The sequence below is a fragment of the Plantactinospora sp. ZYX-F-223 genome (assembly GCF_039649625.1).
Lineage (GTDB): Bacteria > Actinomycetota > Actinomycetes > Mycobacteriales > Micromonosporaceae > Plantactinospora.
In genome coordinates, this window is the sequence record NZ_JBDJAV010000027.1 from 95,617 (window position 1) to 119,686 (window position 24,070).

The 24,070-nt window shown below is 73.7% G+C and carries 20 protein-coding genes and 1 pseudogene; 6 read left to right on the forward strand and 15 right to left on the reverse strand.

Annotated features, from left to right (window positions below):
• Positions 1–60: 60 nt before the first annotated feature.
• Entirely contained in the window at positions 61–1,218 is a 1,158-nt protein-coding gene (locus AAH979_RS26040; RefSeq protein ID WP_346260754.1) for a hypothetical protein, read from the forward strand.
• A 232-nt stretch (positions 1,219–1,450) separates the two neighbouring features.
• The gene (locus AAH979_RS26045; RefSeq protein ID WP_101366032.1) at positions 1,451–1,792 is read left to right on the forward strand and encodes an RNA polymerase-binding protein RbpA; all 342 of its coding nucleotides are present in this window, start codon (positions 1,451–1,453) and stop codon (positions 1,790–1,792) included.
• Positions 1,793–2,003: 211 nt separating this feature from the next.
• Here the strand turns inward: AAH979_RS26045 and AAH979_RS26050 are convergent, their stop codons facing one another.
• The 9 genes and pseudogenes from AAH979_RS26050 to AAH979_RS26090 form a co-directional block, all read right to left on the reverse strand.
• A complete protein-coding gene (locus AAH979_RS26050; protein ID WP_346260755.1) occupies positions 2,004–2,537 on the reverse strand; it encodes an FxsA family protein in 534 nt (177 codons plus the stop codon).
• Positions 2,538–2,597: 60 nt separating this feature from the next.
• Positions 2,598–3,410 (reverse strand): polyprenol monophosphomannose synthase, encoded by an 813-nt coding sequence (locus AAH979_RS26055; RefSeq protein ID WP_346260756.1) that lies wholly within the window; start codon positions 3,408–3,410, stop codon positions 2,598–2,600.
• Positions 3,407–5,050 carry an apolipoprotein N-acyltransferase gene (gene lnt, locus AAH979_RS26060; protein WP_346260788.1) on the reverse strand — a complete coding sequence of 548 codons (1,644 nt, stop codon included), beginning with the start codon at positions 5,048–5,050 and terminating at the stop codon, positions 3,407–3,409. Before lnt ends, AAH979_RS26055 begins: the two co-directional genes overlap by 4 nt.
• 679 nt (positions 5,051–5,729) lie before the next feature.
• Positions 5,730–7,082 carry a glutamate mutase L gene (locus AAH979_RS26065; RefSeq protein ID WP_346260757.1) on the reverse strand — a complete coding sequence of 451 codons (1,353 nt, stop codon included), beginning with the start codon at positions 7,080–7,082 and terminating at the stop codon, positions 5,730–5,732.
• Complete coding sequence (locus tag AAH979_RS26070; protein WP_346260758.1) at positions 7,079–7,513, reverse strand: hotdog domain-containing protein; 435 nt, start codon at positions 7,511–7,513, stop codon at positions 7,079–7,081. Before AAH979_RS26070 ends, AAH979_RS26065 begins: the two co-directional genes overlap by 4 nt.
• 89 nt (positions 7,514–7,602) lie before the next feature.
• Positions 7,603–8,331, reverse strand: a pseudogene (locus tag AAH979_RS26075) (OAM dimerization domain-containing protein); the annotation flags it as partial.
• Positions 8,328–9,932 (reverse strand): lysine 5,6-aminomutase subunit alpha, encoded by a 1,605-nt coding sequence (locus tag AAH979_RS26080; RefSeq protein ID WP_346260759.1) that lies wholly within the window; start codon positions 9,930–9,932, stop codon positions 8,328–8,330. The gene AAH979_RS26080 and the pseudogene AAH979_RS26075, both read right to left, overlap by 4 nt.
• Before the next feature lie 21 nt (positions 9,933–9,953).
• Positions 9,954–11,552 carry an amidohydrolase family protein gene (locus AAH979_RS26085; protein WP_346260760.1) on the reverse strand — a complete coding sequence of 533 codons (1,599 nt, stop codon included), beginning with the start codon at positions 11,550–11,552 and terminating at the stop codon, positions 9,954–9,956.
• A 4-nt stretch (positions 11,553–11,556) separates the two neighbouring features.
• Entirely contained in the window at positions 11,557–12,594 is a 1,038-nt protein-coding gene (locus AAH979_RS26090; RefSeq protein WP_346260789.1) for a zinc-binding alcohol dehydrogenase, read from the reverse strand.
• A 213-nt stretch (positions 12,595–12,807) separates the two neighbouring features.
• On the opposite strand from AAH979_RS26090, the gene AAH979_RS26095 reads away from it, so the two are divergent.
• Positions 12,808–14,217 (forward strand): lysine 2,3-aminomutase, encoded by a 1,410-nt coding sequence (locus tag AAH979_RS26095; protein ID WP_346260790.1) that lies wholly within the window; start codon positions 12,808–12,810, stop codon positions 14,215–14,217.
• 94 nt (positions 14,218–14,311) lie between these two features.
• Here the strand turns inward: AAH979_RS26095 and AAH979_RS26100 are convergent, their stop codons facing one another.
• The gene (locus AAH979_RS26100) at positions 14,312–14,506 is read right to left on the reverse strand and encodes a CsbD family protein (protein WP_318397160.1); all 195 of its coding nucleotides are present in this window, start codon (positions 14,504–14,506) and stop codon (positions 14,312–14,314) included.
• Between the two features lie 236 nt (positions 14,507–14,742).
• On the opposite strand from AAH979_RS26100, the gene AAH979_RS26105 reads away from it, so the two are divergent.
• Complete coding sequence (locus tag AAH979_RS26105) at positions 14,743–15,354, forward strand: histidine phosphatase family protein (protein ID WP_346260761.1); 612 nt, start codon at positions 14,743–14,745, stop codon at positions 15,352–15,354.
• Here the strand turns inward: AAH979_RS26105 and AAH979_RS26110 are convergent.
• The 3 genes from AAH979_RS26110 to AAH979_RS26120 all read right to left on the reverse strand — a co-directional run bounded on the left by AAH979_RS26110 (position 15,284) and on the right by AAH979_RS26120 (position 18,216).
• Positions 15,284–15,808, reverse strand: coding sequence for an Lrp/AsnC family transcriptional regulator (locus AAH979_RS26110; protein WP_346260762.1), 525 nt, complete (start codon positions 15,806–15,808; stop codon positions 15,284–15,286). The two genes, AAH979_RS26105 and AAH979_RS26110, sit on opposite strands and share 71 nt — an antisense overlap.
• Positions 15,809–15,967: 159 nt before the next feature.
• Positions 15,968–17,107 (reverse strand): acyl-CoA dehydrogenase family protein, encoded by a 1,140-nt coding sequence (locus AAH979_RS26115; RefSeq protein WP_346260763.1) that lies wholly within the window; start codon positions 17,105–17,107, stop codon positions 15,968–15,970.
• Positions 17,104–18,216 (reverse strand): Xaa-Pro peptidase family protein, encoded by a 1,113-nt coding sequence (locus AAH979_RS26120; RefSeq protein WP_346260764.1) that lies wholly within the window; start codon positions 18,214–18,216, stop codon positions 17,104–17,106. Before AAH979_RS26120 ends, AAH979_RS26115 begins: the two co-directional genes overlap by 4 nt.
• A 232-nt stretch (positions 18,217–18,448) precedes the next feature.
• Here AAH979_RS26120 and AAH979_RS26125 point away from each other — a divergent pair, with 232 nt between their 5' ends.
• On the forward strand, positions 18,449–18,898 hold the full coding sequence (locus tag AAH979_RS26125; RefSeq protein WP_346260765.1) for a DUF6069 family protein: 450 nt from the start codon (positions 18,449–18,451) through the stop codon (positions 18,896–18,898).
• Between the two features lie 243 nt (positions 18,899–19,141).
• Positions 19,142–20,071: a 5'-3' exonuclease gene (locus tag AAH979_RS26130; protein WP_346260766.1), complete on the forward strand. Its 930-nt coding sequence runs from the start codon at positions 19,142–19,144 to the stop codon at positions 20,069–20,071.
• A 95-nt stretch (positions 20,072–20,166) separates the two neighbouring features.
• On the opposite strand, the gene AAH979_RS26135 is transcribed toward AAH979_RS26130, so the two are convergent.
• Together AAH979_RS26135 and AAH979_RS26140 are read right to left on the reverse strand one after the other, a co-directional pair.
• A complete protein-coding gene (locus AAH979_RS26135) occupies positions 20,167–21,087 on the reverse strand; it encodes an MHYT domain-containing protein (RefSeq protein ID WP_346260767.1) in 921 nt (306 codons plus the stop codon).
• A 184-nt stretch (positions 21,088–21,271) separates the two neighbouring features.
• Complete coding sequence (locus AAH979_RS26140) at positions 21,272–24,058, reverse strand: DEAD/DEAH box helicase (protein WP_346260768.1); 2,787 nt, start codon at positions 24,056–24,058, stop codon at positions 21,272–21,274.
• Positions 24,059–24,070 lie beyond the last annotated feature (12 nt).

The window sequence follows — 24,070 nt, forward strand, 5'->3', positions numbered from 1 at the left end:
ATTTACCCGGCCGGCCGTCCCGCCACGGCCGGGGACGGGCCGCACTAGACTTCCCCGGCGATGGACGAGCAGACCCCCACCCCGGAGCCGCCGACGGAGATCCGGCCCTGTGCCCACTGTGGACGGCCGGTACCGCAGCGGGCGGCAGCGGGCCGGCCGTTCCGGTACTGCCGGGACAACGACGGCGCGTGCCAGCGGGCCTCCCGTAACCAGCGGATGCGGCACCGCAACGCACCCGGGCTGGCCGGTCAGGTGGCCCGCACCTGGGAGGTCGTCGACCGGCTCGACCAGGTCACCGAGGCGCTGGCCGAGGCGTTGCACGCCGAACTGTCCCCGGCCGGGGTGGAACGCCGGCTCGCCGAGGTGCGGGCCGAGGCGGCCCACCAGATCGCGGCGGCGCAGACCGAACGGGACGAGGCGCGCCGGGACGCCGAGACGGCGGCGGTCACCCTGCACCAGGCACAGCAGGCGGCCAGCGCGGCGGCCGCCGACCGGGCCGCCGCCCGGGAGAAGTCCGAGCGGGCCGCCCGCACCGCCGAGCGGGCCAGCGCGGAAGCCGCCGCCGCGCTCGCCGCCCGGGACGCGGCCCAGCAGGCGGCCAGCGCCGCCGCCGCGCTGCGTACCCAGGCCGAGCAGGACCGCGACGCGGCCCGCCGGGAGCTACGGGCGCTGCGGACCGAGGCGGACGCCGACCGGCGACGGCTGGCCGAGCTGACCCGGGAACTCGCCGAGGTGACCCGGGACCGGGACGCGGCCCGAGTCGCCTCGGAGCGGGCGGCCCGGTCGGCGGCCGAGGCGGTCAACCAGGCGGAACGGTTCCGGGCGGCGGCGGCCGAGGCCCGCACCGCCGCCGAGGGCGCGGCCGGGGAGGCGGCCCGGTTCCGGGCCGAGGTCGAGCGGGCGGTCGCCGACGCCGCCGGGGCCCGGTCCACGGCCGCCGCCGCGACTGCCGACCTGGAGCGGACCCGGGCCGACCTGCGGGCCGCGCGGGACACCGCGACCGCCGTGCAGGCCCGGCTCGACGCGCTGACCGGACGGCTGTCGGCGGCGGAAGCCGACCGGGACGCGGCCCTGGCCCGGGCCGGTCAGCTCTCCACCCAGGTCAGCGACCTCGCCGCCGCGCTGGCCGGGCTCAGCGCCCGGGCCGTCGCCGACGTGTCGACCGGCCGTCCGGCACCCGCCGGATCCCGCCCCGCCGGCCCGGCCCCCGAGCCGTGATCGCCTGGTTCCGGTCCCGGTGCGGCCGGGCCGGATCGGACAGCCGGAGCAAGGCGACATATCCCGGCAATTCCCCGCCGACACCGGTGATCTCGATCACCGTTGAGGAGATCCGGCTACGCTCGGAGCGTTTGACCACTTGTACGTTTCTGCCGGGCGGCGGGAATCGCCCACCCGGCACCTGTCGTTACACCGATAAGAACACGCACCACGACCGAGGGGAAAGCCGATCATGGGCGAGCGCATGCTGCGCGGGAGCCGTCTGGGAGCAGTCAGCTACGAGTCCGACCGCAACACGGAGCTTGCCCCGCGACAGACCCGAGAGTACCTCTGCGCCAAGGGCCACCAGTTCGAAGTGCCCTTCGCCGTCGATGCCGAAGTGCCGATGACCTGGGAATGCAAGTTCGACGGCAGCGTCGCCCGGCTGGTCGACGGCAGCGAGCCGGAGCAGAAGAAGGCCAAGCCGCCGCGTACCCACTGGGACATGCTGCTGGAGCGTCGCTCGATCGCCGAACTGGAGAGCATTCTCGCCGAACGGCTCGAAGAGGTCCGGACCCGGCGCGGCCGGGCCTGACCGGTCGCCGGCCGGCAGCACACCACCGCCCCCACGGCGTCGCCGTGGGGGCGGTACTGTCTCCGGCGCCACCCCGAGGCCGCCGACACGTCCCGACCGCACCCCTCGGCCGTCCACCACCGCGGTGCCGTCGCGGCACCACCACTGGCCGCGAGCCCGGCGCAGGTCGACGAGGACTCAACCGGCCATCGACGCGCCTGGTCATCGACCATCAGGGCCGGCGCGGCTCCACGATCTCGCCCTCGATCGCCCCACCCGGGGCGGCCGGCGGCCCAGGCGCCGTGTCGGCAGGCTCCGGGCGTACGTCCGGTCGCGGCTGACCCCGCCGGACCCGCACCCGACGTGGCCCGAACAGATCACCGGCGACCTGGGCGGAGACCCGCCGCTCGGCCACCCGCTGCACCTGCCCCCGCACCAGCCGGCGCAGCAGCGGCACCGTCAGCAACAGCCCGGCCAGCCCGGTAACCAGACCGGGAATCGCGAGCAACAGCCCGGCGAGCAGGCCCACCAACCCGTCGCTGACCTCACTGCCCGGCGGACGGCCACCCTCGACCGCGGCCCGCAGCCCCCGCCAGGCCCGCATCCCCTCCCGGCGCAGCAGGGCCAGCCCGAGCAGCGAGGCGGCCAGCACCAGCAGGACCGCCCAGCCGAACCCGATCCACCGCCCGAGCAGCACGAAGACCGCGACCTCCACGATCCCGGTCAGCAGCAGTGCCAGTGGCACGATCCTCAACCCTCGGCGCATGTCACCCCATCCGGATGTCGGGCCCACAAACCCCGTACGTCCAGCATGACACGCCACCGGTCACGGCCAGCGGAGCCGCTGGTCGCCGGTACCGCCCCGGCGCGACCGGCCCGGCGCCACCCGCCGGTCCGCCACCGACCAGAGCGTGACCCGCCACAACGCCTCGCCGATGATCACCGGACTCATCTTGCTCGTCCCCCGCTCCCGCTCGGCGAACGTGATCGGCACCTCGACCGTACGCAGCCCGGCCCGGTGCGCCCGCCAGGAGAGCTCCACCTGGAACGAGTACCCCTGCGAGGCGATCGAGTCGAGGTCCAGCCGGGCCAGCGCCGGCACCCGGTACACCCGGTACCCGCCGGTGGCGTCGGACAGCGGCATCCCCAACGCCACCCGGGTGTAGAGGTTGCCGCCCCGGGACAGCAACTGCCGGTGCCACGGCCAGTTCACCACCTGACCGCCCGGCGTCCAGCGCGACCCGATCACCACGTCCGCGTCCCGGGCCGCGTCCAGCAGCCGGGGCAGCTCCTCCGGGGCGTGCGAGCCGTCGGCGTCCATCTCCGCCACGGCGTCGTAGCCGTGCTCGGCCGCGAAGGCGAACCCGGCCACGTACGCGGCACCGAGACCCTGCTTGCCGGGCCGGTGCAGTACGTGCACCCGGGGGTCCGCTTCCGCCATCCGGTCCGCGATCGCCCCCGTGCCGTCCGGACTGTTGTCGTCGACGACCAGGATCTCCACAGACGGCGCCGCCCGGTGCACCCGGTCGACGATCACCCCGATGTTGTCGGCCTCGTTGTAGGTGGGCACCACCACCAGCACCCGGCCCACCCCCGGATAGCCGTCCCCGCCCCCATCCGATCCGTTCGACTCATTCACCGCTCCTCCGCATCCGCCGGGTCGCCGGCCGTCGCCGTACCGACCCCGGGAAGCGGACGCCGACGGGTCAGCAGCGTCGCGGCGGCAAGCGCCGCCACGGCCATGGCCAGCAGCGCCACCTCCGGCCACAGGCCGATCCGGGTGGCGACCGTACGGGCCTCCCCGAGGTGCATCTGCCGGGTCACCACCGCCCTGGTGTTGAACCCGGTCGCCCCGGTTACCCGCCCATCGGCCCCGACGAACCCGGAAACACCGACCGTCGACGCCATCAGCGCCTCCCGGCCGTGCTCCACCGCCCGCAGCCGTACCATCGCCAACTGCTGCTCGGCCTCCGCCACGTTGAACGTGGCGTTGTTGGTCTGCACGACCAGCACCTGCGCCCCACCGGTCACGGTGTCCCGGACCACCTCGTCGTAGGCGACCTCGAAACAGATCACATCGCCCAGCGTCACCCCGCCGACCCGCAGCACCCCCGGTTCGGTGCCGGCCACGAAGTCGTTGCGGACCCGGTCGACCTCCTTGCTGACCATCCGGGCGATGTCCCGCAGCGGCACGTACTCGGCGAACGGCACCGGATGCCGCTTGATGTACATCTGCGACCCGTCCAGGCCGGTACCCGGCAACCACACCAGCCCCGCGTTACGCACCTGCCCCTTGTCCGGGCCGAGCAGCACCGCCCCGACCAGGATAGGCGCGCCGATCGCGTTCGCCGCATCCGAGATCCGCCGCCCCGCCGACGCGTTGCGGGTCGGGTCGACGTCGCTGGAGTTCTCCGGCCACACCACCAGGTCGGGCCGCTCCGCCTCGCCCCGCGCGACCTGGCCGGCCAGCTCGATGGTGGCGTTGACGTGGTTGTCCAGCACCGCCTGCCGCTGGGCGTTGAAGTCGAGCCCCATCCGGGGCACATTGCCCTGCACGATCGCCACCCGGGCGGTCTCCGAGCCGGGCCCGGCCAGCGGCACCAGCAGCCCGCCCGCCACCAGGGCCGCCGCCCCGGCGACGAACCCGGCCCCGCGCAGCCAGCCGGCCACCGGCAGCCCCCGCCACGGCCGCCACACCGCCACCACCAGCAGCCCGCCGGCCACCGCCACCGCGAAGGTGACCAGTGGGGCACCCCCGTACGCGGCCAGCCGCAGCATCGGCGAGTCACCCTGGCTGAACGCCAGCCGCCCCCACGGGAACCCGCCGAACGGGGTCCGGTCGCGCAGCGCCTCCTGCGCCACCCACAGCACCCCGGTGACCAGCGGCCACGACCAGCGGAACCGGTCCACCAGCGGACCGGTGAACGCCAGCGCCAGCCCCAACAGCCCCAGATAGGCCGCCTGCAACCCGGACAACAGCAGCCACGGCACATTACCGGTGTAGAGGTTCGTCCAGCTCAGCATCGGCAGGAACAGCGCCAGCCCGGCCAGGGCGCCGAGCCCGAACCCGGCCCGCATCCGCCGCCGGTGCACCGCCACCGACAGCAGCGCCACCCCGACCGGCGCCAGCCACCACACCCCGTACGGCGGAAACGCCAGCAGCAGCACCAGCCCGGCGCCGAGCGCGGCCGGCAGCGCCAGCCACAGCGGCAAAGGTCTTCCGGCCGGCTCGGCGGGCCGGTCCCCGCTCTCGGCAGTCTCGGTCGGCTCGGCCGTCACCACTGTCACGCGCGCCTCACGTCTTCTCGAACGCCACCGGCCCCGGCGCCGGTGAGACCACCTGCCGAAGGCTACCGGCCCGGCCACCCGGACCGGCAGCCGCGACGCTCCCGGATCAAATCCCGGCGCTGCGAACCCACCGAACCAGTCGAAATGCGGCCCGAATCGGGTGCCGGCGTGCCGGCGACAACGGCCAGCACCGAACGAAAGGGACAGAGGCCGGCACCGAGATGAAAATCGGGGCGCGGCCGACAAGCCGCGCCCCGATGCTCCCAGGCCCTCCCCGGCCGGTGTGGTAGGGCATTGCCACACGACCTTCGGACCGACCGGACGTGAACTGGCTGTTCCCGTCGGGCCGTTGTCTACTGGCCGCCTGCACCACCCTGCCCGAGCACCGGTAACCGCAGCCGGTTCGCGCCGCCCCGCCGACCCCCGCCCGCTGGACCTGGCCGTTGCGACGACACGAACACATGTCGCTCGGCCAGCGGACGAAGGGACGAAGCGAACAACAGCCGCTTCCCGTTGTAGGACTCAAAGACGGTACGTGGTACCCCCCGGGCACTGTCAACCGCCCCCGGCCAGTCGTCCGATTCGGGCGGCGTGTCGGGATCCGCCGCGCCGCGCCGCCCCCGGTTCGTCTCCCGTTCGCCCGCCGGACACCGCCCGGTAGCCGACTCAGCTAGCCGACTGAGCCGGCCAGCAGGTGCCGGTCCAGCAGCCCGGCCGCCGCCACCGGATGCGGCTGCGCCAACAGTCCGGCCGCCGCCAGCACGTACGTGACGTCCACCACCGTACGGGCCGACCGGGGCAGCGGCCAGCCGCCGGCGTAATCGGTCGACACCCCGTCGAGCAGCCCGGCCGCGACCACCGGACCGGCATGCCGGAACACCCCGCCGGAGCCGACCAGCAGCCGGACGTCCCGCAAGTCCCGCCCCGGCTGCCCGGCCACACCGCCGCCCCGGGCGTGCCGGCGTACCGCCACCACGGCGGCCAGCGCCGCGATCCGCCGCTCGGCCGCCCGCTCCCCGGCCGTCGCCACCAACCGGCCCGGTTCGGCCGCCAGCGTCGCCGCCACCGCCGCCAACGGGCCCTCCTCGCCCGGGGACAGCAGCCGCTCCGCCACCGCCGCCCGCACCACCCCGGGCGCGCTCCACCGCATCCCCAGATCACCCTCGACGGTCCGGGCCCGCCACAGCGTCCCGGCCGCCGGCCGCCCCGGACCAGCGGCCCGCTCGTCCGGCACCAGCACCGAGTACACGTCGGTGGTGGCCCCGCCGACGTCGACCACCAGCAGATCCCCGCCGAGCCGGTCGGCGAGCGACTCCACCCCGGTCAACACCGCGTCCGGGGTCGCCGCCCGGACCAGCCGGGCGAACCGGCCGCCCCGGGAGAGCCGCTTGCCGCCGATCACGTGCCGCAGGAACACCTCCCGGATCGCCGCCCGGGCCGGCCCCGCCGCCAGTACGCCGATCGACGGCAGCACGTTGTCGGTGACCGTCACCGGCACCCCGCGCCCGGCCAGCGCCTCCCGGACCGCCGGAGCCGCCACCGCGTTGCCGGCCACCACCACCGGCACCCGAAAGCGCGCCCGGGCCAGCCGGCTGGCGTTCGCGGTCAGCACCTCCGCGTCACCGCCGTCGGTCCCGCCGACCAGCAGCACCACGTCCGGCCGGGCCGCCCGCAACGCCGCCAACCCCGCCCCGTCGAGCCGACCCGCCCCGACGTGCACCACCCGGGCCCCGGCCGACAACCCGACCTGGTGCCCGGCCCGGGCCGTGATCAGCTCCTCGTAGCCGAGCACCGCCAGCCGCAACCCGCCACCGGCCGACGAGCAGACGTACCAGGGCGCCGACCCGGCCCCGGACAGCCCGGCGGTCGCCTCGGCCACCGCCGCGTCCAGCCCGTGCAGCACGTCCGTGCCGACCGTGGTCCGGCCGGACGCCGAGGCCAGCAACGCACCGTCGGCCAGATCCACCACCGCCACCTTCGTCCAGGTGGAGCCGACGTCGGCGCAGACCGCGTACGAGGTCACCGCTGCCAGGGCCCGCCACCGGCCGGTGCCGGCGGCACCACCACCGTGCCGACGGCGGTCACCGCCACCAGCGGCGGATCGAGTACCTCGGCCGCCGACCCGCCCCGGTCCGGCCGGCCCCGGCACACCACCCGGCACTCGAACTCGCACGTCCGGCTGCGGCTGCCGACCCGGACCACCGTCGCCGCCACCTCCAGCACGTCCCCGGCCCGGATCGGCGCCTGGAACCGCACCTCGGCATAGCCGGCGAACAACCCCTCGTCGCCGTCGGTCCGGATACACACCTCGGTCGCCACGTCGCCGAACAAACCCAGCGCGTACGCCCCGTCCACCAGGTTGCCGGCATAGTGCGCGTGCGAGTACGGCACGTACCGGCGGTGCAGCACCGTCAGCCCCAGCCGTGGATCCGCCGCCCCGTCCCGTCCGGTCACCCGGCCACCCCTTCCACTCCCCGGCCCGCTGACCGATCCCGATCACCCGACGCTGCCGCCGCCCGGTCCGGTCCAGCCGGGCCGCCGGCCACCAGCCGGTGCACCAGATAGCTGGCCACCTCGCCCGGCGTGGTGCCCCGGCCGAAGATCCGATCCACGCCCAGTTCCCCGGCCATCAACTCGTCGAACCGCGGACCGCCGACCACCAGCAGCGGACGCCGGCCCGCCGGCATCGCCTCCCGGAACGCCGCCGACATCTCCCGGGTGTTGTGCAGGTGCGCGTCCCGCTGCGTCACCACCTGCGACACCAGCACCGCGTCCGCCCGCTCCACCCGGGCCGCCGCCACCAGGTCCGGCACGCTCACCTGGGCGCCCAGGTTCGTCACCCGCAACTCCCGGTAGTACTCCAGGCCCTTCTCGCCGGCGATCCCCTTCACGTTCAGGATCGCGTCGATCCCCACCGTGTGCGCGTCGGTGCCGATGCACGCGCCGACCACCGACAGCTTGCGGCGCAGCCGCCGCCGGATCAGGGCGTTGACCTCCTTCGCCGACAGCAGCGGATAGTCCCGCTCCACCACCCGTACCGCCGACAGGTCCACCAGATGGTTCACCCGGCCGTAGACGACGAAGAAGGTGAAGCCGTCACCCATCTGCCGGGCGTGCACCAGCATCGCCGGGTCCAGCCCCATCTTCGCCGCCAACTGCAGCGCCGCCCCCTCGGCCCGCTTGTCGTGCGGCACCGGCAGGGTGAACGACACCTGCACCATCCCGTCCCCGGTGGCGTCCCCGTACGGCCGCACCACCGGACCACCGCTCACGATCCCGCCTCCAACAGCTCCGTCGCCGGGTTGTAGTAGTCGTCCGCGTGCACCGCCACCCCATCCAGCCCCCGACCCCGGTCCGCCGGCCGCTTCGTGATCCCGAACGTGCCATCCGCGATCGCCGGCAACAGCCCGCCGTCGGCGATCCGCTCCAGCAACGCCACCGCCTCGGCCAGCACCGTCGCCGCCCGCCGCTGGATGAACCCGCCCGGCGCCGGCACGAAATCCTCGTGCAGCCCACCGGCCGCACCCAACACGTACCGGACGTTCTGCAGGGCGATGTCCCGGTCCGACAGCCACGGCGTCACCACCGCCTCGGTCATCATCCCGACCAGCAGGATCCCCTGCCCGGTCATCGCACCGACCAGGTTGAAGAAGCCGTCCAGTAGATTGCCCCGGAACACGTCCCCGGTCATGTGCCGGGTCGGCGGCATCCACTTCAGCGGCGCGTCCGGGAACAACTCCCGGGCCAGCAGCGCGTGCGCCAGCTCCAGCCGGAACGACTCCGGCAGATCCGGGTCGATCTCGAACGCGTGCCCCAGCCCCAACTGCGCGTCCGGCAACCCCGCCTCGTGCGCGAAGTACTCGTTGAGCAGCTGCGACACCGTCACCGTGTGCGCCTCGTCGACCGCGTCCGCCGTGGTCAGGTAGTTGTCCTCACCGGTGTTGATGACGATGCCGGCCCGGGCGTGTACCTGCCGGGAGAACCGCTGGTCCACGAAGGTCCGCACCGGATTGATGTCCCGGAACAGGATCCCGTACATCGAGTCGTTGAGCATCATGTCCAGCCGCTCCAGCCCGGCCAGCACCGCCATCTCCGGCATGCACAACCCGGAGGCGTAGTTGGTCAGCCGCACGTACCGGCCCAGTTCCTTCGAGGACTCGTCCAGCGCCGCCCGCATCAGCCGGAAGTTCTGCTGCGTCGCGTACGTGCCGGCGAAACCCTCCCGGGTCGCCCCCTCCGGTACGTAGTCCAGCAGCGACTGCCCCGTCGACCGGATCACCGCGATCACGTCCGCCCCGGCCCGGGCCGCCGCCTGCGCCTGCGGAATGTCCTCGTAGATGTCGCCGGTCGCCACGATCAGATAGATCCACGGCCGGCGAGCGGGATCGCCGTGCCGGCGTACCATCCGGTCCCGCTCCGCCCGACGGCGGTCGATCCGGCGCAGCCCGGCGCCGACCGCCCGCCGCGCCGCCGCCCGGGCCGACCGCGCCGCCCGGCCCGCCGGCACCTCGAACCGGACCGACCCGGCAGCCGCCTTCTGGGCCAGCAGTGTCACCGCCGCCCCGACGTCCGAACCGGCCGGCGCCGGACCCAGCTCCCGCCGCAGCGCGTCGAAGACCGGCACCGCCACCCCGTGCGCCAGCCCCACCTCCGCGACCACCGCGTCGACCAGCCGGTTCACCCACGGAATCCCGTCCGGATCCGCACCGGTCACCCCGGCCAGCCGCAACACCGCCCGCTCCACCGACACGGTCGTATGGCCCCGGGCCAACTCCACCACCGGCCGCCCGGCCCGCCGGGCCAACTCCCGCGCCCGGCGGACCAGCACCGGATCCAGCGCCAGCTTGCCGCCCGCCCCACTACCCGGCGCCATCGGCGACCCTCCACCGTCCCGTCACGACGCGTCCTCCCCGTCGTAGATCACCGAACCGCGCAGCACCGTCCGGCGGCACGTCGGCAGCGGCGTCGGATCGTCCGGCCCGCGCTCCTCCGGGCTCGCCGACACCAGCACCGGCAGCCCACCGTCCACCCCGGCCGGCGCCGACCAGACCGCGAACGTCGCCGCCGCCCCCGGCACCAGCACGCCCTCGGTCAGCCGGGGATCCCGGCCACCCGCGCCCGCCGGCACCGCCCGCCAGCCACCCCGGGTGTGCGCCGCGAACGCCGCCCGCACACTCATCCGCTGCGCCGGGTTGAAGTGCGCCACCGCCGCCCGCACCGAACCCCACGGATCCAGCGGCGTCACCGGCGAATCCGAACCGAACGCCAGCGTCACCCCGACCCCGTGCATCGCACCCATCGGATTCGACTCCAGCGACCGCCGCACACCCAACCGCGACGCGTACATCCGCCGCTCGCCGCCCCACAACCGGTCGAACGCCGGCTGCATGCTCGCCACGATCCCGTACTCGACGAAGCCGGCGATCAGGCGCTTGCTCATGATCTCGGCATGCTCGACGCGGTGCCGGGCCGCCCGCAACCGCTCCACCCCGAGCACCTGCGCCGCACCGGCGAACCCGGACAGCACCGTGTTGATCGCCGCGTCCCCGATCGCGTGGAAACCGCCCTGCACCCCGTGCGCCGCACAGTCCAGCAGATGGTCCCGCACCTGCTCCGCCGTCAGGTAGCCGTGCCCGCACGCTCCCGGCTCACCGTCGTCGTACGGCACCGACAGGTGCGCCGTACGCGCACCCAGCGCCCCGTCGGCGAACAGGTCACCGCCGGCACCGACCGCACCCAGCGCACGGGCCCGCTCCGCACCCATCAGCTCGCCCCAGTAGCCGTACACCTCCGGACCGTCGCCACCGGAGAGGGACAGCAGCGTGGTGAAATCCGCCTCGCCGGAGATGTCCGGACCGCCGCACTCGTGCACCGCCGCGATCCCCAACGACGCCGCCCGGCGCAACGCCAGCCGCTGCGCCGACCGGCGCTGGGCGTCGGTCACCGAACCCAACGCCAGCTCCCGCACCAGGTGGTGGGCGTCCCGGCGCAGCCACCCCGACGGGTCGTAGCCGGGAATCCCGGCCACCTCCGGCACCGCCGCCAGCAGCGCCGACGAGCAGAGCGCGGAATGGATCGACGCCTGGGACAGGTACACCCGCCGGCCACCGGCCGCCCGGTCCAGCTCCGCCGCCTCCGGCATCCGCCGGTCCGACCAGCCCGACTCGTCCCAGCCGTGTCCCAGCACCACCGCGTCGGCCGGCAACCCCGCCGCAAACCCGGCGACCGCCGCACAGACGTCCGCGGCCGACCGCGCCCCGGACAGGTCCAGCCCGGCCAGCGCCAGCCCGGTGTCGGTGGCGTGCACGTGCGCGTCCACGAACGCCGGGGTCACCAGCGCGCCGTCCAGCTCCACCACCCGGTCGGCCGCCGGGGCGTCGGCATCGGCACCGAGCCAGTCGATCCGGCCGTCCCGGACCAGCAGCGCGGTCGCATGCGGATCGGCCGGACAGTACAACCGGCCGCCACGGTAGAGAGTCGAGGGGTTCGTCATGGCATCAGTCTGCCGCGAGCCGGTCCGTGAAGAGCGCGCGCACTCCGGGCACCGTACGCAGCAGCGACAACGCGTACTCGGCATGCCCCGGCAGGTAGCCGTTGCCGATCAGCATCGTCACGTCGGCGGCCAGCCCTTCCGCACCGAGCGCCGCCGAGGCGAAACTCGTGGCCATCGAGAAGAAGACCACCGTCCCGCCGTCGGCGGTGGCCAGGATCGCGCCGTGCTCGCAGCCGGGCACGTCGACACAGACCACTGTGACGTCCGCCGGCCCGCCCAACGCGCCGGTCACCGCCGCCGCCAACCCCACCGGGTCCCGGGCGTCGGCGAGTACCACCTCGTCGGCGAGCCCGGTGGCGAGCAGCCGGTCCTGCTCGGCCGGTACCGGCACCACCCCGACGGTCCGGCCGGCACCCGCCTGCCGGGCGGCGGCCAGCGCCAGCGAGCCGCTCTTGCCGGCCCCGCCGAGCACCGCGACCCGGGGTGTCGGGTAGCCGCGCACCGTCCGGGCGGTCAGCGCCGGCGCACCGCAGACGTCGAAGACCGCCAGGCTCAGCCGGGGGTCGAGGTCGTCCGGGAGTACGGCCACGATCGACCGGGCGAACAGGATCGCGTGCCCGGTGCACGGCACCTGCTCGGAGCGGCCGTCCCAGCCGGCGAGCCCGTCGGTGATCGCCAGCGGGGTCAGGGTCAGCGAGACCAGCGTCGCCACCCGGTCACCGGGCTTGACCGGCAGCGGCGACTCCGGGCCGACCTCGGCGACCGTGCCGACCAGCATCCCGCCGGACCCGGTGACCGGATTGTGCATCTTGCCGCGCTCTCGGATGATCTCCAGCACCTCGGTCCGGACCGCCGCACCGTCCCCGCCGTGCTTCTCCGACAACTGCCGGAAGCTCGCCGCGTCCAGGTTCAGCCGCTCCACCCGGATCCGGACCTCGTCGGCGGCGATCTCGCCCCGGGTGTCCAGCCGGTACGCCGCCTGCGGCAGTACCCCGGCCGGCTCCAGCACCCGGCGCAAGCCGACCGCCGACGTGACCGCCACACCTCCCGGCGTCGTGCCCACCGCTGCCTCCTCCCGACGGCCCGTCCGGCGGGGCATCAGCCCTTCAGGCCCGCCAGGAACAGGAAAACTTACGGCAGGATATTTCCTAGACGGGAAATCTTCCAGTAGCGTTCGAGGTCCAGGCCGCACCGGCCCCTGCCGGCACCCGAAACTGGAGGAGGCGCCGTGACCCAGGTCGAACCGGCAACCGCCGTGCTCGCCCCCCGCAACCCCAGCGGCCCGGCGCACCCCGGCCCGGCCGAGGCGCCCACCACCGGCCAGCCGTACGAATACCGCCGCCGCGCCCTGGTCGAACCCGACTGGACCCGCTTCCCCGGCTGGCGACAGGTGACCCGGGAGCAGTGGGAATCCGCCCAGTGGCAGCGCGCCAACTGCGTCAAGAACGTCAAGCAGCTCCGCGCCGTGCTCGGCGAGGCCGTCGACGACACCTGCTACGCCGACCTCACCGCCGACCAGGACACCCGGGCCACCATGTCGATGCTGGTCCCGCCGCAGATGCTCAACACGATGGTGCCGGACGGCCCGATCACCGTCGACGCCTTCCGCGCCGACCCGATCCGGCGCTACATGCTGCCGCTCGCCACCGACCGGCGCACCGACTTTCCCTCCCACCCGTACGCCACCCGCGACTCGCTGCACGAACACGACATGTGGGTCGCCGAGGGCCTCACCCACCGCTACCCCACCAAGGTCCTCGCCGAACTGCTCTCCACCTGCCCCCAGTACTGCGGGCACTGCACCCGGATGGACCTCGTCGGCAACTCCACCCCGACCGTCGACAAGCTCCGGCTGCGCCTCAAGCCCGTCGACCGGTACGACGCGCACATCGACTACCTGCGCGCCCACCCCGGCGTCCGGGACGTGGTGGTCTCCGGCGGCGACGTCGCCAACGTGCCGTGGCGCAACCTCGAGTCGTACCTGATGCGGCTACTGGAGATCGAGACGATCCGGGACATCCGGCTCGCCACCAAGGCACTCGCCGGACTCCCCCAGCACTGGCTCCAGCCCGAGGTGGTGGAGGGACTCGAACGGGTCGCCCGGACCGCCGCCCGGCGCGGCGTCAACCTCGCCATCCACACCCACGTCAACCACGCCCAGTCGCTCACCCCGCTGGTTGCCCGGGCCGCCCAGACCGCACTGGAGGTCGGGGTCCGCGACGTACGCAACCAGGGGGTACTGATGCGCGGCGTCAACGCGACCGCCGCCGACCTGCTCGACCTCTGCTTCGCACTACAGGGGGAAGCGGGAATCCTGCCGTACTACTTCTACATGTGCGACATGATCCCGAACGCCGAACACTGGCGGGTACCGGTCTGGCACGCCCAGCGGCTCCAGCACGACATGATGGGCTACCTGCCCGGCTACGCCACCCCACGGATCGTCTGCGACGTGCCCTTCGTGGGCAAGCGCTGGGTGCACATGGTCACCGAGTACGACCGCGAGCGCGGCATCTCGTACTGGACCAAGAACTACCGGACGTCGATCGAGTCGGACGACCTCACCGCCCTGGACCGGCGGTACGCCTACTACGACCCGATCGACACCCTGCCCGAGGCCGGCCGGGCCTGGTGGGCCCGGCACGGCACTCAGGCCGGTCACTGAACCTTCTCCGCCTGGACAGCGCGGCGCGCGCCCCGACTTCCACCTACGGCCCGCAAGGGGAGGTCGGAGAAGGTTCACTGAGGACGGGCGACCGTCAACGGTCGAACGCCTGCTTGGCGTCGCGGCCGGCTTCCTTCACGTTGGAGCCGGCCTGCTTCGCCTTGGCCTGCATCTGCTCGGAGGCGCCCTCGCCACGCATCTGCTCGTTGTTGCTCCGGTCGCCCATCCGTTCCTTGGCGGCGCCCTTCAGCTCCTCCGCCTTGTTGCGCATCTTGTCCATGGCACTCATGTCGCACTCCTCACCTCGATGGCGCCGCTCACGGCGGCTGGCCCGCAAGTGAGTTGCCCGACGAGGGTGTAATGAAACCTGCCTGATCGCCCCAAACCCCGTGAAGGCTCCCAAAGGTCGCACTCCCTGTCCGGTGGCCGTGCTTTCGGTCTTGCCTTGCGGGGCGTGCCACCTCTCCTAATGCGTCCTAGGATGCTAGGTCAAGCGGGCGGTACCGGAGGTGGTTGACTGGAGGGATGGCCGAGATCATCCTCATCCGCCACGGCGAGACCACCTGGAGTGCCAGTCACCGACACACCTCGTACACCGATCTGGAACTGACCCCGGACGGTGAGCGGCAGGCCCGGGAGGTGGCCGCCGAACTCGGCGAGCGGACCTTCGCCGCCGTGCTCTCCAGCCCCCGGCGGCGGGCACTGCGTACCGCCGAACTCGCCGGACTGCACGTGACGGAGGTCGACGACGATCTCAGCGAGTGGAACTACGGGGACTACGAGGGGCTGACCACCAACGAGATCCGGCGGGAGCGCCCGGACTGGGTGCTCTGGACCGACGGCTGCCCCGGTGGTGAGTCCCCGGAGCGGGTCGGTGCCCGGCTGGACCGGGTACTGGCCCGGGCGACGGCGCTGCTCGACACCGGTGACGTGGCCCTGGTGGCGCACGGGCACAGCCTGCGGGTGGCCGGGGCGCGCTGGATCGGGCTACCGGCCAGCGGCGGCGGGCGGCTGCGCCTGGACACCGCCACGGTCTCCACGCTCGGCTACGAGCACGGCCGACCGGTCATCCTGCGCTGGAACTCGCCGGGTCGGGCGGGAGCGCCCGCAGCCGGGCCGTCCCCGGCTCCGAACTGAGCTTCGACTCCGCCGGCAGCTTCGGCGGGCGGCTCTCGTACGGGATGGAGAGCACCACGGTCGTCCTGGTGGTGACGTTCGCGGCGGTACGGATCTCCTGGAGTACCCGCTCCAGGTCCACCGGACTGGCCACCCGGACCAGCAGCAGGTAGAAGTCCTCCCCCGCCACCGAGTAGCACGAGTCGATCTCCGGCAGGTGGGCCAGCCGGTCCGGTGCGTCGTCCGGCTGCGACGGGTCCAGTGGCCGGATCGCCACGAACGCGCTCAACGGCAGGTCGATCGCCTCGAACGAGATCCGCGCCGCGTACCCCTTGATCACACCGCGCTGCTCCAGCCGGCGGACCCGCTGGTGCACCGCGGACACCGACAGCCCCACCCGCTCGGCCAGATCCGTGTACGACAGCCGGCCGTCGGCGGCCAGAGCCGCCACGATGGCCCGATCGGTCTCCTCCACGGCGTGCAACCTACCGGTAAAGGGTGGTCCGGACGACCTCGAACCGGCCGGGTCGCCGCCGCGCGTTATCAGGTCGATAGCTGGCGGCGGCCCCACGCTCGGCCGGAGCCTCCCCGGCGGGCCGGGAAGGCTCCGGCCGGCGGGCCGGGACGACGGTGGTCAGCGGGCCAGCGAGCGGGCTATCACCAGGCGCTGGATCTGGTTGGTCCCCTCGACGATCTGCAACACCTTCGCCTCCCGCATGTACCGCTCGACCGGATGGTCCGCCACGTAGCCGGCGCCGCCGAGCACCTGCACCGCGTCGGTGGTGACCCGCATCGCGGTGTCGGTGGCGAAGAGCTTCGCCTTGGCCGCCTCGGTCGAGTACGACCGCCCCGCGTCCCGCAGCCGGGCCGCGGCCAGGGTCAGCGCCCGGGCCGCCGACACCTGGGTCGCCAGGTCGGCCAGGAGGAAGCCCAGTCCCTGGAAGTCGATGATCGGCTGGCCGAACTGTTCCCGCTGCCGGGCGTAGTCGACCGCGTAGTCCAGCGCCGCCTGGGCCAGCCCCACGGCGCAGGCCGCGATGCCCAGCCGGCCGCTGTCCAGTGCCGACAGTGCGATCCGGAACCCCTCCCCCTCGGCACCGACCAGCCGGTCGGCCGGGACCCGGGCGTCGTCGAAGGCGATCTGCGCGATCGGCGACGAGCGCAGCCCCATGGTGCGTTCCGGGGTCTGCGGGACGATCCCGGCGGTGCCGGCGTCGGCGAGCAGGCAGGAGATGCCCCGGGCGCCGGGACCGCCGGTGCGGCAGAAGATGTTGTAGAAGTCGGCGTTGCCGGCATGCGTGATCCAGGCCTTGGTGCCGGAGACGAGGTAGTCGGCGCCGTCCCGCCTGGCCCGGGTGGTCAGGGCGGCCGCGTCCGAGCCGCCCTGCGGCTCGGAGAGACAGTACGCACCCAGCAGCTCGCCGCCGATCATGTCCGGCAGCAGCTTGCGTACCTGTTCGCCGCCGTAGGTGGCCACCGGATAGCAGGACAGGGTGTGCACGCTGACCGCCTCGGCCACCGCCAGCCAGCGGCTGGCCAGGATCTCCAGCACCTGGAGGTAGACCTCGTACGGCTGCGCCGCGCCGCCGTACTCCTCCGGGTACGGCAACCCGAGCAGTCCGGCCCGGCCGAGGGTACGCAGCAGCTCGCGGGGAAACACGCCACGCCGTTCGAAGTCGGCAACCCGGGGCGCGAGTTCCCGGTCGGCGAGCTCGGTGACGAGGTCGAGCAGTTCGTACGCCTCGTCGGTGGGCAGGATCCGGTCGACCGTCATAGCCGCACCAACTCCCGGGAGATGGTGTTGAGCCGCTCCACCCCGTCCGGGGTGCAGACCACGATGTCCTCGATCCGGGCGCCGTGCCGGCCGGACAGGTAGATCCCCGGCTCGATGGAGAACGCCATCCCCGGCTCCAGCGGCAGCTCGTTGCCGGCGACCAGGTACGGGTCCTCGTGCCCGTCCAGCCCGATCCCGTGCCCGGTGCGGTGCAGGAAGGCGGCACCGTAGCCGGCGTCCGCGATGACCTCGCGGGCGACCGAGTCGATCGCCGCCGCGCTGACCCCGGGCCGTACCGCCCCGACCGCGGCTCGCTGAGCCGCGTGCAGCACCTGGTAGTAGTCGGTGAACTCGGGTGGAGGGGTGCCGATCACGTAGCACCGGGTGGAGTCCGAGCAGTATCCGGACGGCATGGTCCCGCCGATGTCGACGACCACCGGTTCGCCGATCCCGATCACCCGGTCGGAGGTGCCGTGGTGCGGACTGGCCCCGTTCGGGCCGGCGGCGACGATCGCGAAGTCGGCGGTGGCGTGGCCGGCCTCCCTGATCCCGACCGAGATGTCGGCGGCGACCTGCGCCTCGGTCCGGCCGGCGCGTAGCCACTCGGCCATCCGGTCGTGTACCGCGTCGATCGCGGCGCCGGCCTCCCGCAGCGCCGCCACCTCGGCCGGCGACTTGCGCAGCCGCAGCCCCCGCAACACCTCGCCGGCGAGCCGCTGGGTGGTGCCGGGCAGCGCGGCCCGCAGCGCGAGCACCTGCTCGGCCCACATCCGGTCGCCGAGCCCGACCGCGCCGACGGGGCCGCCGAGGGCCCGCACCACCAGCGGGTACGGGTCGGTGCCGTCCGGATGGTCGACGATGCGTACGCCCGTGCGCGGCGCCGGTGACGCCTCGGCGGCCGGCCGCTCCAGGGTCGGTACGACGAGCGTGGGCGTACCGGTCGCCGGCAGCACCAGGCAGGTGAGCCGTTCGAGCGCGTGCGCGTGGTAGCCGGTCAGGTAGCGCAGGTCGGAGCCCGGCGGGATGAGCAGGGCGTCCAGGCCGGCTTCGGCAGTGGCTTCCTGGGCTGCCGCCAGCCGGTGCGGCGGATAGAGGTCTTCGTCACCCACCTCCTTAGCTTAACGGTCGTTCGGGCGCATTCGACCGCCGGGACAGCCCGGAAAACATCTCCGCCCGGCACCTCGACTCCGCGTTCCGGCGGAGTCCCGGAGCCAGGAAAGGGATCGGCAACCGACAAGGCGATGTGTCTTGACAAGAAAAGTTGTCGGTGAAAGAGTTCTCCCACGGCCGGCGCCACCGGGAGCCGGCGACCAGATCTTCGACACACCGAGGAGTTCCGAGATGACCACCATGACCACCGCCCAGCCGATCACCCCGACCGTCACCGCCGCCCCCGGCAAGGGTCGGGTCCGCCGGCTCCGGCTCGGTGCCGTCGGCGCCGCAGTGCTGGTCAACAGCGCGATCTACCTGGGTGGGCGTGCCTTCGGCACCGACTTCGTGCTCACCGCCCCGGGCAACCCGGTGCCGCACCCGCTGATCGTGGCCGAGATCGTCGTCATCACCGCGGTGTTCGGGCTGCTGGGCTGGGGCAGTCTGGCCCTGCTCGAGCGCTTCACCCGCCGGGCCCGGCAGATCTGGGCCGTCCTCGCCACCGTGGTCCTGGCGCTGTCCTACGTGCCGCTCGGCATCGAGCTGGCCACCGTGGACACCAAGATCCTGCTGGGCGTGATGCACCTCGTGGTCGCCGCCGCGCTCTTCCCGATGCTGCGCCAAACCGCGGTCCGGCGCTGAACCCGCCAGCCCCACCCCGCTCCCCCACCCCCGCATGAACCGCAGGCGGCGCCCCGAGAAGCGGCCCGGATCCGACGGCTGGAATGCCAGCGGTGGGATCCGGGCCGCTTCCGTCGCCGCACCGCGACACCGTCGTGCCCGCCCCGGTGGCGGAGCGTCTCCCGACCGGTCGGAGCGGGTGCCGTCGACCCGCCGTCAAGGGGCCTGCGACCGGGGTGGGCGGTGCTGTGCCAGGCTGTCCGGGTGAACGACAGCCGCCCCCTGCTCCTCATCGACGCACCGAGCCTCTACTTCCGGGCCTACTTCGGCATCCCGGAATCGGCCGCCAAGGCGCCGGACGGCAGCCCGGTCAACGCCGTCCGGGGCTTCCTGGACATGCTGGCGACCCTGATCCGCACCCGCCGGCCCGACCGGCTGGTCTGCGCGCTGGACTACGACTGGCGCCCAGCCTGGCGGGTGGCCCTGCTGCCGTCGTACAAGGCGCACCGGGTGGCGCCGGAGGGCGGCGAGGTGGTGCCGGACACCCTCTCCCCACAGGTGCCGCTGATCCTCGAACTGCTGGCCGCGATCGGTATCCCGGCGATCGGGGTGGACGGCTACGAGGCCGACGACGTACTCGGCACGCTGGCCGCGACCTCGCCGGCACCGGTGGAGGTGGCCTCCGGCGACCGGGACCTGTTCCAGCTCATCGACGACAGCCGGCCGGTACGGCTGCTCTACTGCGGCCGGGGCGTGGCGAAACTGGAGGACTGCGACGACACCGCCGTCCGGACCAAGTACGGCGTGCCGGCCGCCGGATACGCCGACTTCGCCGCGCTGCGGGGCGACCCCAGCGACGGCCTGCCCGGGGTGGCCGGGGTCGGCGAGAAGACCGCCGCCCGGCTCGTCGACCGGTACGGCGGCCTGGACGGCATCCTCGCCGCGCTCGACGACCCGTCCTCCGGCTTCGCGCCCGGGCTGCGGACCAAGCTGAACGCGGCCCGGGACTATCTGGCCGTCGCGCCGACGGTGGTCCGGGTGGCCCTGGACGTGCCGCTACCACCGTTGGATCCCACCCTGCCGGCGGCGCCGGCCGACCCCGACCGGCTGCTCGCGCTCGCCGAGCAGTGGAACCTCGCCGGCCCGTGCCGCCGGCTGGTCGACGCCCTCGCCGGCAACAGCGTGCCCGCCTGACGCGGCCCGCCGGCGACCCCGTGCCGCCCGCCGCGGTGCCGGCCGGTGCCGTCTGCACGGGTGTCGGGGAGAGCGGCCCGCCGAGGCGCGGGAGGTCAGAAGGGCTGGCGGGTCTTGAAGCGCCGGCCCGGACCGGAGGTCGGGGCGGAGCGCTCGGCCGCGCCTGCGGCGGTCTGCTCCGTACCGCGCCGCTCGGCCGCCACCCGGTCGGCCGCCAGCCGCTCGGCGGCGCGGTCGGCCAGGTACGCCGAGGCGGCGCGGTCGTCCGCGGTGGGGGTGGCGAGCAGGGCGTAGAACAGTACGAACGCCACGAAGATGACGATCAGCATGATCGGCAGCAGCAGGTTCGCCCCGCTGGCGCCGGTCGGTGCCGGGGCGGACGGCTGGGGGTGCACCGACATCGCCGCCATCCCGGTGTAGTGCATGCCGCTGACCGCCAACCCCATCACGAAGGCGGCGCCGGTCACCGCCCAGGTCCCGCGTACGTTGACGGCGAGCCAGAGCGCGGCGGTCGCGGCGACCACCGCGATCAGTACCGAGACCACCACCAGCGAGAACTCGTAGTCGATCCGCCCGCGCATCCGCAACGCCGACATGCCCAGGTAGTGCATGGCGGCCACGCCGAGCCCGGCGAACACCCCGCCGAGCAGGATCCGCGGCCAGGCGACCCGCCCGAACACCGCCACGACCAGCCCGACCCCGACGGTGAGCACCGCGACCAGGGCGCTGGCTACCGTCATCGGCACGTCGTACCGGATCGGGGTACCGGCGACGCTGAACCCGAGCATCGCGGTGAAGTGCATGGTCCAGATGGCCGTACCGCCGATCGCCCACGCGGCCAGCGCCAGCCACCAGATCCGGCGTCCCGGGGTGGTCGCCTCCCGGACCCGTACCGCACAGAGCAGCCCCAGGAACGAGCCGAGGACGGCGAGTCCGTAGCTCAGCACGGGCGTGACCCAGCCGTACTGGAAGTGGTGGATGGTGGCCATCTCGGTGATCTCCTCGCGCCGTCGCACGGCGGTCCCGCGCCCCCGAATGATGATCACTTGGGGTCCGACCAGCCACAACGGTGGTTCGGGCGGTTCTGCTGGCCGGAGGGCCCTGGGCAGGGTGCCCGGAAAGATCATCACTGGAGGAGTGCCGGCTGGCCTGACGGAACACGACGGCTGGCTGAACAGCCGAGCCGGAGACGCGCGGCCGTCAGGTCGCGCCGTGGTAGGCCAGTACGCCTCGATTGATCGTCGCCATCGCCTGCCGCGCCGTGCCGCGCAGCTCCACCGAGGCACCCGCCGAGTCCGCGACCTGTCCGAGCAGGTCCACCACCTGGCGGGCCCAGCGCACGAAGTCACCCGCCGGCATGTCGCCGTCCAGGTTGTGGCCGCTGGCCAGTACCTTCGCCAGCGCCTCGCCCCGGGCCCACCGGTACACCGGCCAGACGAAGCCGAGATCGGGCTCCCGGGTCACCTCCAACCCCCGGGCCGCCTCGTCGGACTCCAGCTCGGCCCAGATCTTCAGGGTCTCGCCGACGGCATCCGACACCGGCCCGCGGGGCACCGAGGCGCGCTCGTCGGTGTCCCGGCGCGCCTCGTAGACCACCACCGAGACCGCCGAGGCCAGCTCCGCCGGGGAGAGCCCGTCCCAGACCCCGCGCCGCAGGCACTCCGCCACCAGCAGGTCCGCCTCGGTCCAGATCCGGCCGAGCATCCGGCCCGCGTCGGTGACCTCGCCGGCCTCGGAGAGGTAGCCACGGGCGGTGAGGATGCCGCAGACCCGGTCGAAGGTCCGGGTCAGCGATCCGGTACGCCCGGAGACCCGCTGCCGCAGCTCGGCGGTGTCCCGCTCCAGGCGACGGCGGCGCTCCGCCCAGCGGGCGTGTTCCTCCCGGTCCGGGCAGCCGTGGCAGGGGTGCCGGCGCAGCTCGGCGCGGAGTTGGCTGAGCCGCTCGTCCTCGCCACCGCCGCCCCGGGACCGGCCACCACGCCGGGCGTGCCGGTCCAGCCCGGTGCCGCTGACCGCCGCGGCCAGATCCCGCCGGGCGGCCGGCGAGCGGTGGTTGAAGTGCTTCGGTACCCGGATCCGGGCCAGCACCTCGGCCGGGGTGGTGAAGTCGCCGGGGGTGATCCGGCCGGCCCAGCGGTCCTGGGTCAGCACCAGCGGGCGGGGCTCGCCGAACCCACCGACGCCGGGATCGAGCACCACCGCCAGCCCGGCCCGCCGACCCGACGGCACCCGGATCACGTCACCCACCCGCAGCCGTTCCAGCGCGGCGAGGTTGGCCGCCCGGCGCTGCGACTGCCCCTGCCGGGCCAGCGCCTGCTCCCGGTCGGCGATCGCGAGCCGCAGCCCGAAGTAATCGTCGAAGTCGCCGTGGTGGCAGCGCACCTCCGCGCCGTACGCCTCGATGGTCTCGACGTTGCGCTGCACCTGCCGGGCCAGGCCGACCACCGACCGGTCCGCCTGGAACTGCGCGAACGACGACTCCAGCAGCTCCCGGGCGGGCGCGGCACCCACCGACCCGACCAGGTTCACCGCCATGTTGTACGACGGCCGGAAGCTGGACCGCAGCGGGTAGGTACGCGTCGAGGCCAGCCCGGCCACGTGCCGGGGATCGACCTCCGGCGACCAGACGACGACGGCGTGCCCCTCGACGTCGATCCCCCGCCGTCCGGCCCGGCCGGTGAGCTGGGTGTACTCCCCCGGCGTCAGGTCGACGTGCGCCTCGCCGTTGAACTTCACCAGCCGTTCCAGCACGACGCAGCGGGCCGGCATGTTGATCCCGAGCGCCAGTGTCTCGGTGGCGAAGACCGCCTTCACCAGCCCCCGGACGAACAGCTCCTCGACCACCTCCTTGAACGCCGGCAGCATCCCGGCGTGGTGGGCGGCGAGGCCGCGTTCGAGGCCGTCGAGCCACTCCCAGTAGCCGAGCACGGCGAGGTCCTCGCCGGGGACGCTGGTGATCCGGCTCTCCACCACCCGGCGGATCTCGGCCCGCTCGTCCGGGGTGGTCAGCCGCAGCCCGGCGGCGAGGCACTGCGCGACGGCGGCGTCGCAGCCGGCCCGGCTGAAGATGAACAGGATCGCCGGCAGCAGCCCCTCGCGGTCGAGCCGCTCGACGATGTCGGCCCGGAGCGGGCCGCGCCAGCGGGGCCCCCGGGGACCGCCGCGCCCCCACCCCGGCCCGTGCGTACGGCCGTCGCCGAGTTCGAGCCGGCGCAGCATCTCCCGGGTGTAGCGGAGCAGTTCCGGGTGCACGTCGTGTTTGCGGGCCGCGTCGGCGTCGTGGAACAGGTCGAACATCCGCCGGTTGACCAGCATGTGCTGCCAGAGCGGCACCGGGCGGTGTTCGCTGACCACCACCTCGGTCTCACCGCGTACGGTGATCAGCCAGTCGGCGAACTCCTCCGCGTTGGAGACCGTCGCGGAGAGCGAGACCAGGGTCACCGACTCCGGCAGGTGGATGATCACCTCTTCCCACACCCCGCCCCGGAACCGGTCGGCGAGGTAGTGCACCTCGTCCATCACCACGTACGCCAGGCCGGTCAGGCTCGACGAGCCCGCGTAGAGCATGTTCCGCAGCACCTCGGTGGTCATCACCACCACCGGCGCGTCCCCGTTGATCGCGTTGTCCCCGGTGAGCAGCCCCACCTGGTCGGAGCCGTACCGGTCCACCAGGTCGTGGTACTTCTGGTTCGACAGCGCCTTGATCGGAGTCGTGTAGAAGCACTTCCGGGTCGGTCCGTCCGGATCGGCCCCGGCGTCGGTGCGCAGCGCCAGGTGCACGGCGAACTCGCCGACAACGGTCTTGCCGGCGCCGGTCGGGGCGCAGACCAGGACACCGCTGCCCCGCTCCAGCGCCTGACACGCCTCCCGCTGGAAGTCGTCGAGATCGAACCCCAGTTGCTGGGCGAACTCGTCAAGCGCGGGAAACATGCTGGCCTGCGCGGCCCGGCGGCGCGCCGCGGCGTACCGCTCGGCGGGGCTCGACATGAACCCAAGATT

Bases quoted from the DNA above. Each gene is read 5' to 3' on its own strand.
- AAH979_RS26040 (WP_346260754.1), top strand. From the start codon at position 61: ATGGACGAGCAGACCCCCACCCCGGAGCCGCCGACGGAGATCCGGCCC.
- AAH979_RS26045 (WP_101366032.1), top strand. From the start codon at position 1,451: ATGGGCGAGCGCATGCTGCGCGGGAGCCGTCTGGGAGCAGTCAGCTAC.
- AAH979_RS26050 (WP_346260755.1), bottom strand. From the start codon at position 2,537: ATGCGCCGAGGGTTGAGGATCGTGCCACTGGCACTGCTGCTGACCGGG.
- AAH979_RS26080 (WP_346260759.1), bottom strand. From the start codon at position 9,932: ATGGCGCCGGGTAGTGGGGCGGGCGGCAAGCTGGCGCTGGATCCGGTG.
- AAH979_RS26085 (WP_346260760.1), bottom strand. From the start codon at position 11,552: ATGACGAACCCCTCGACTCTCTACCGTGGCGGCCGGTTGTACTGTCCG.
- AAH979_RS26100 (WP_318397160.1), bottom strand. From the start codon at position 14,506: ATGAGTGCCATGGACAAGATGCGCAACAAGGCGGAGGAGCTGAAGGGC.
- AAH979_RS26105 (WP_346260761.1), top strand. From the start codon at position 14,743: ATGGCCGAGATCATCCTCATCCGCCACGGCGAGACCACCTGGAGTGCC.
- AAH979_RS26115 (WP_346260763.1), bottom strand. From the start codon at position 17,107: ATGACGGTCGACCGGATCCTGCCCACCGACGAGGCGTACGAACTGCTC.
- AAH979_RS26125 (WP_346260765.1), top strand. From the start codon at position 18,449: ATGACCACCATGACCACCGCCCAGCCGATCACCCCGACCGTCACCGCC.
- AAH979_RS26140 (WP_346260768.1), bottom strand. From the start codon at position 24,058: ATGTCGAGCCCCGCCGAGCGGTACGCCGCGGCGCGCCGCCGGGCCGCG.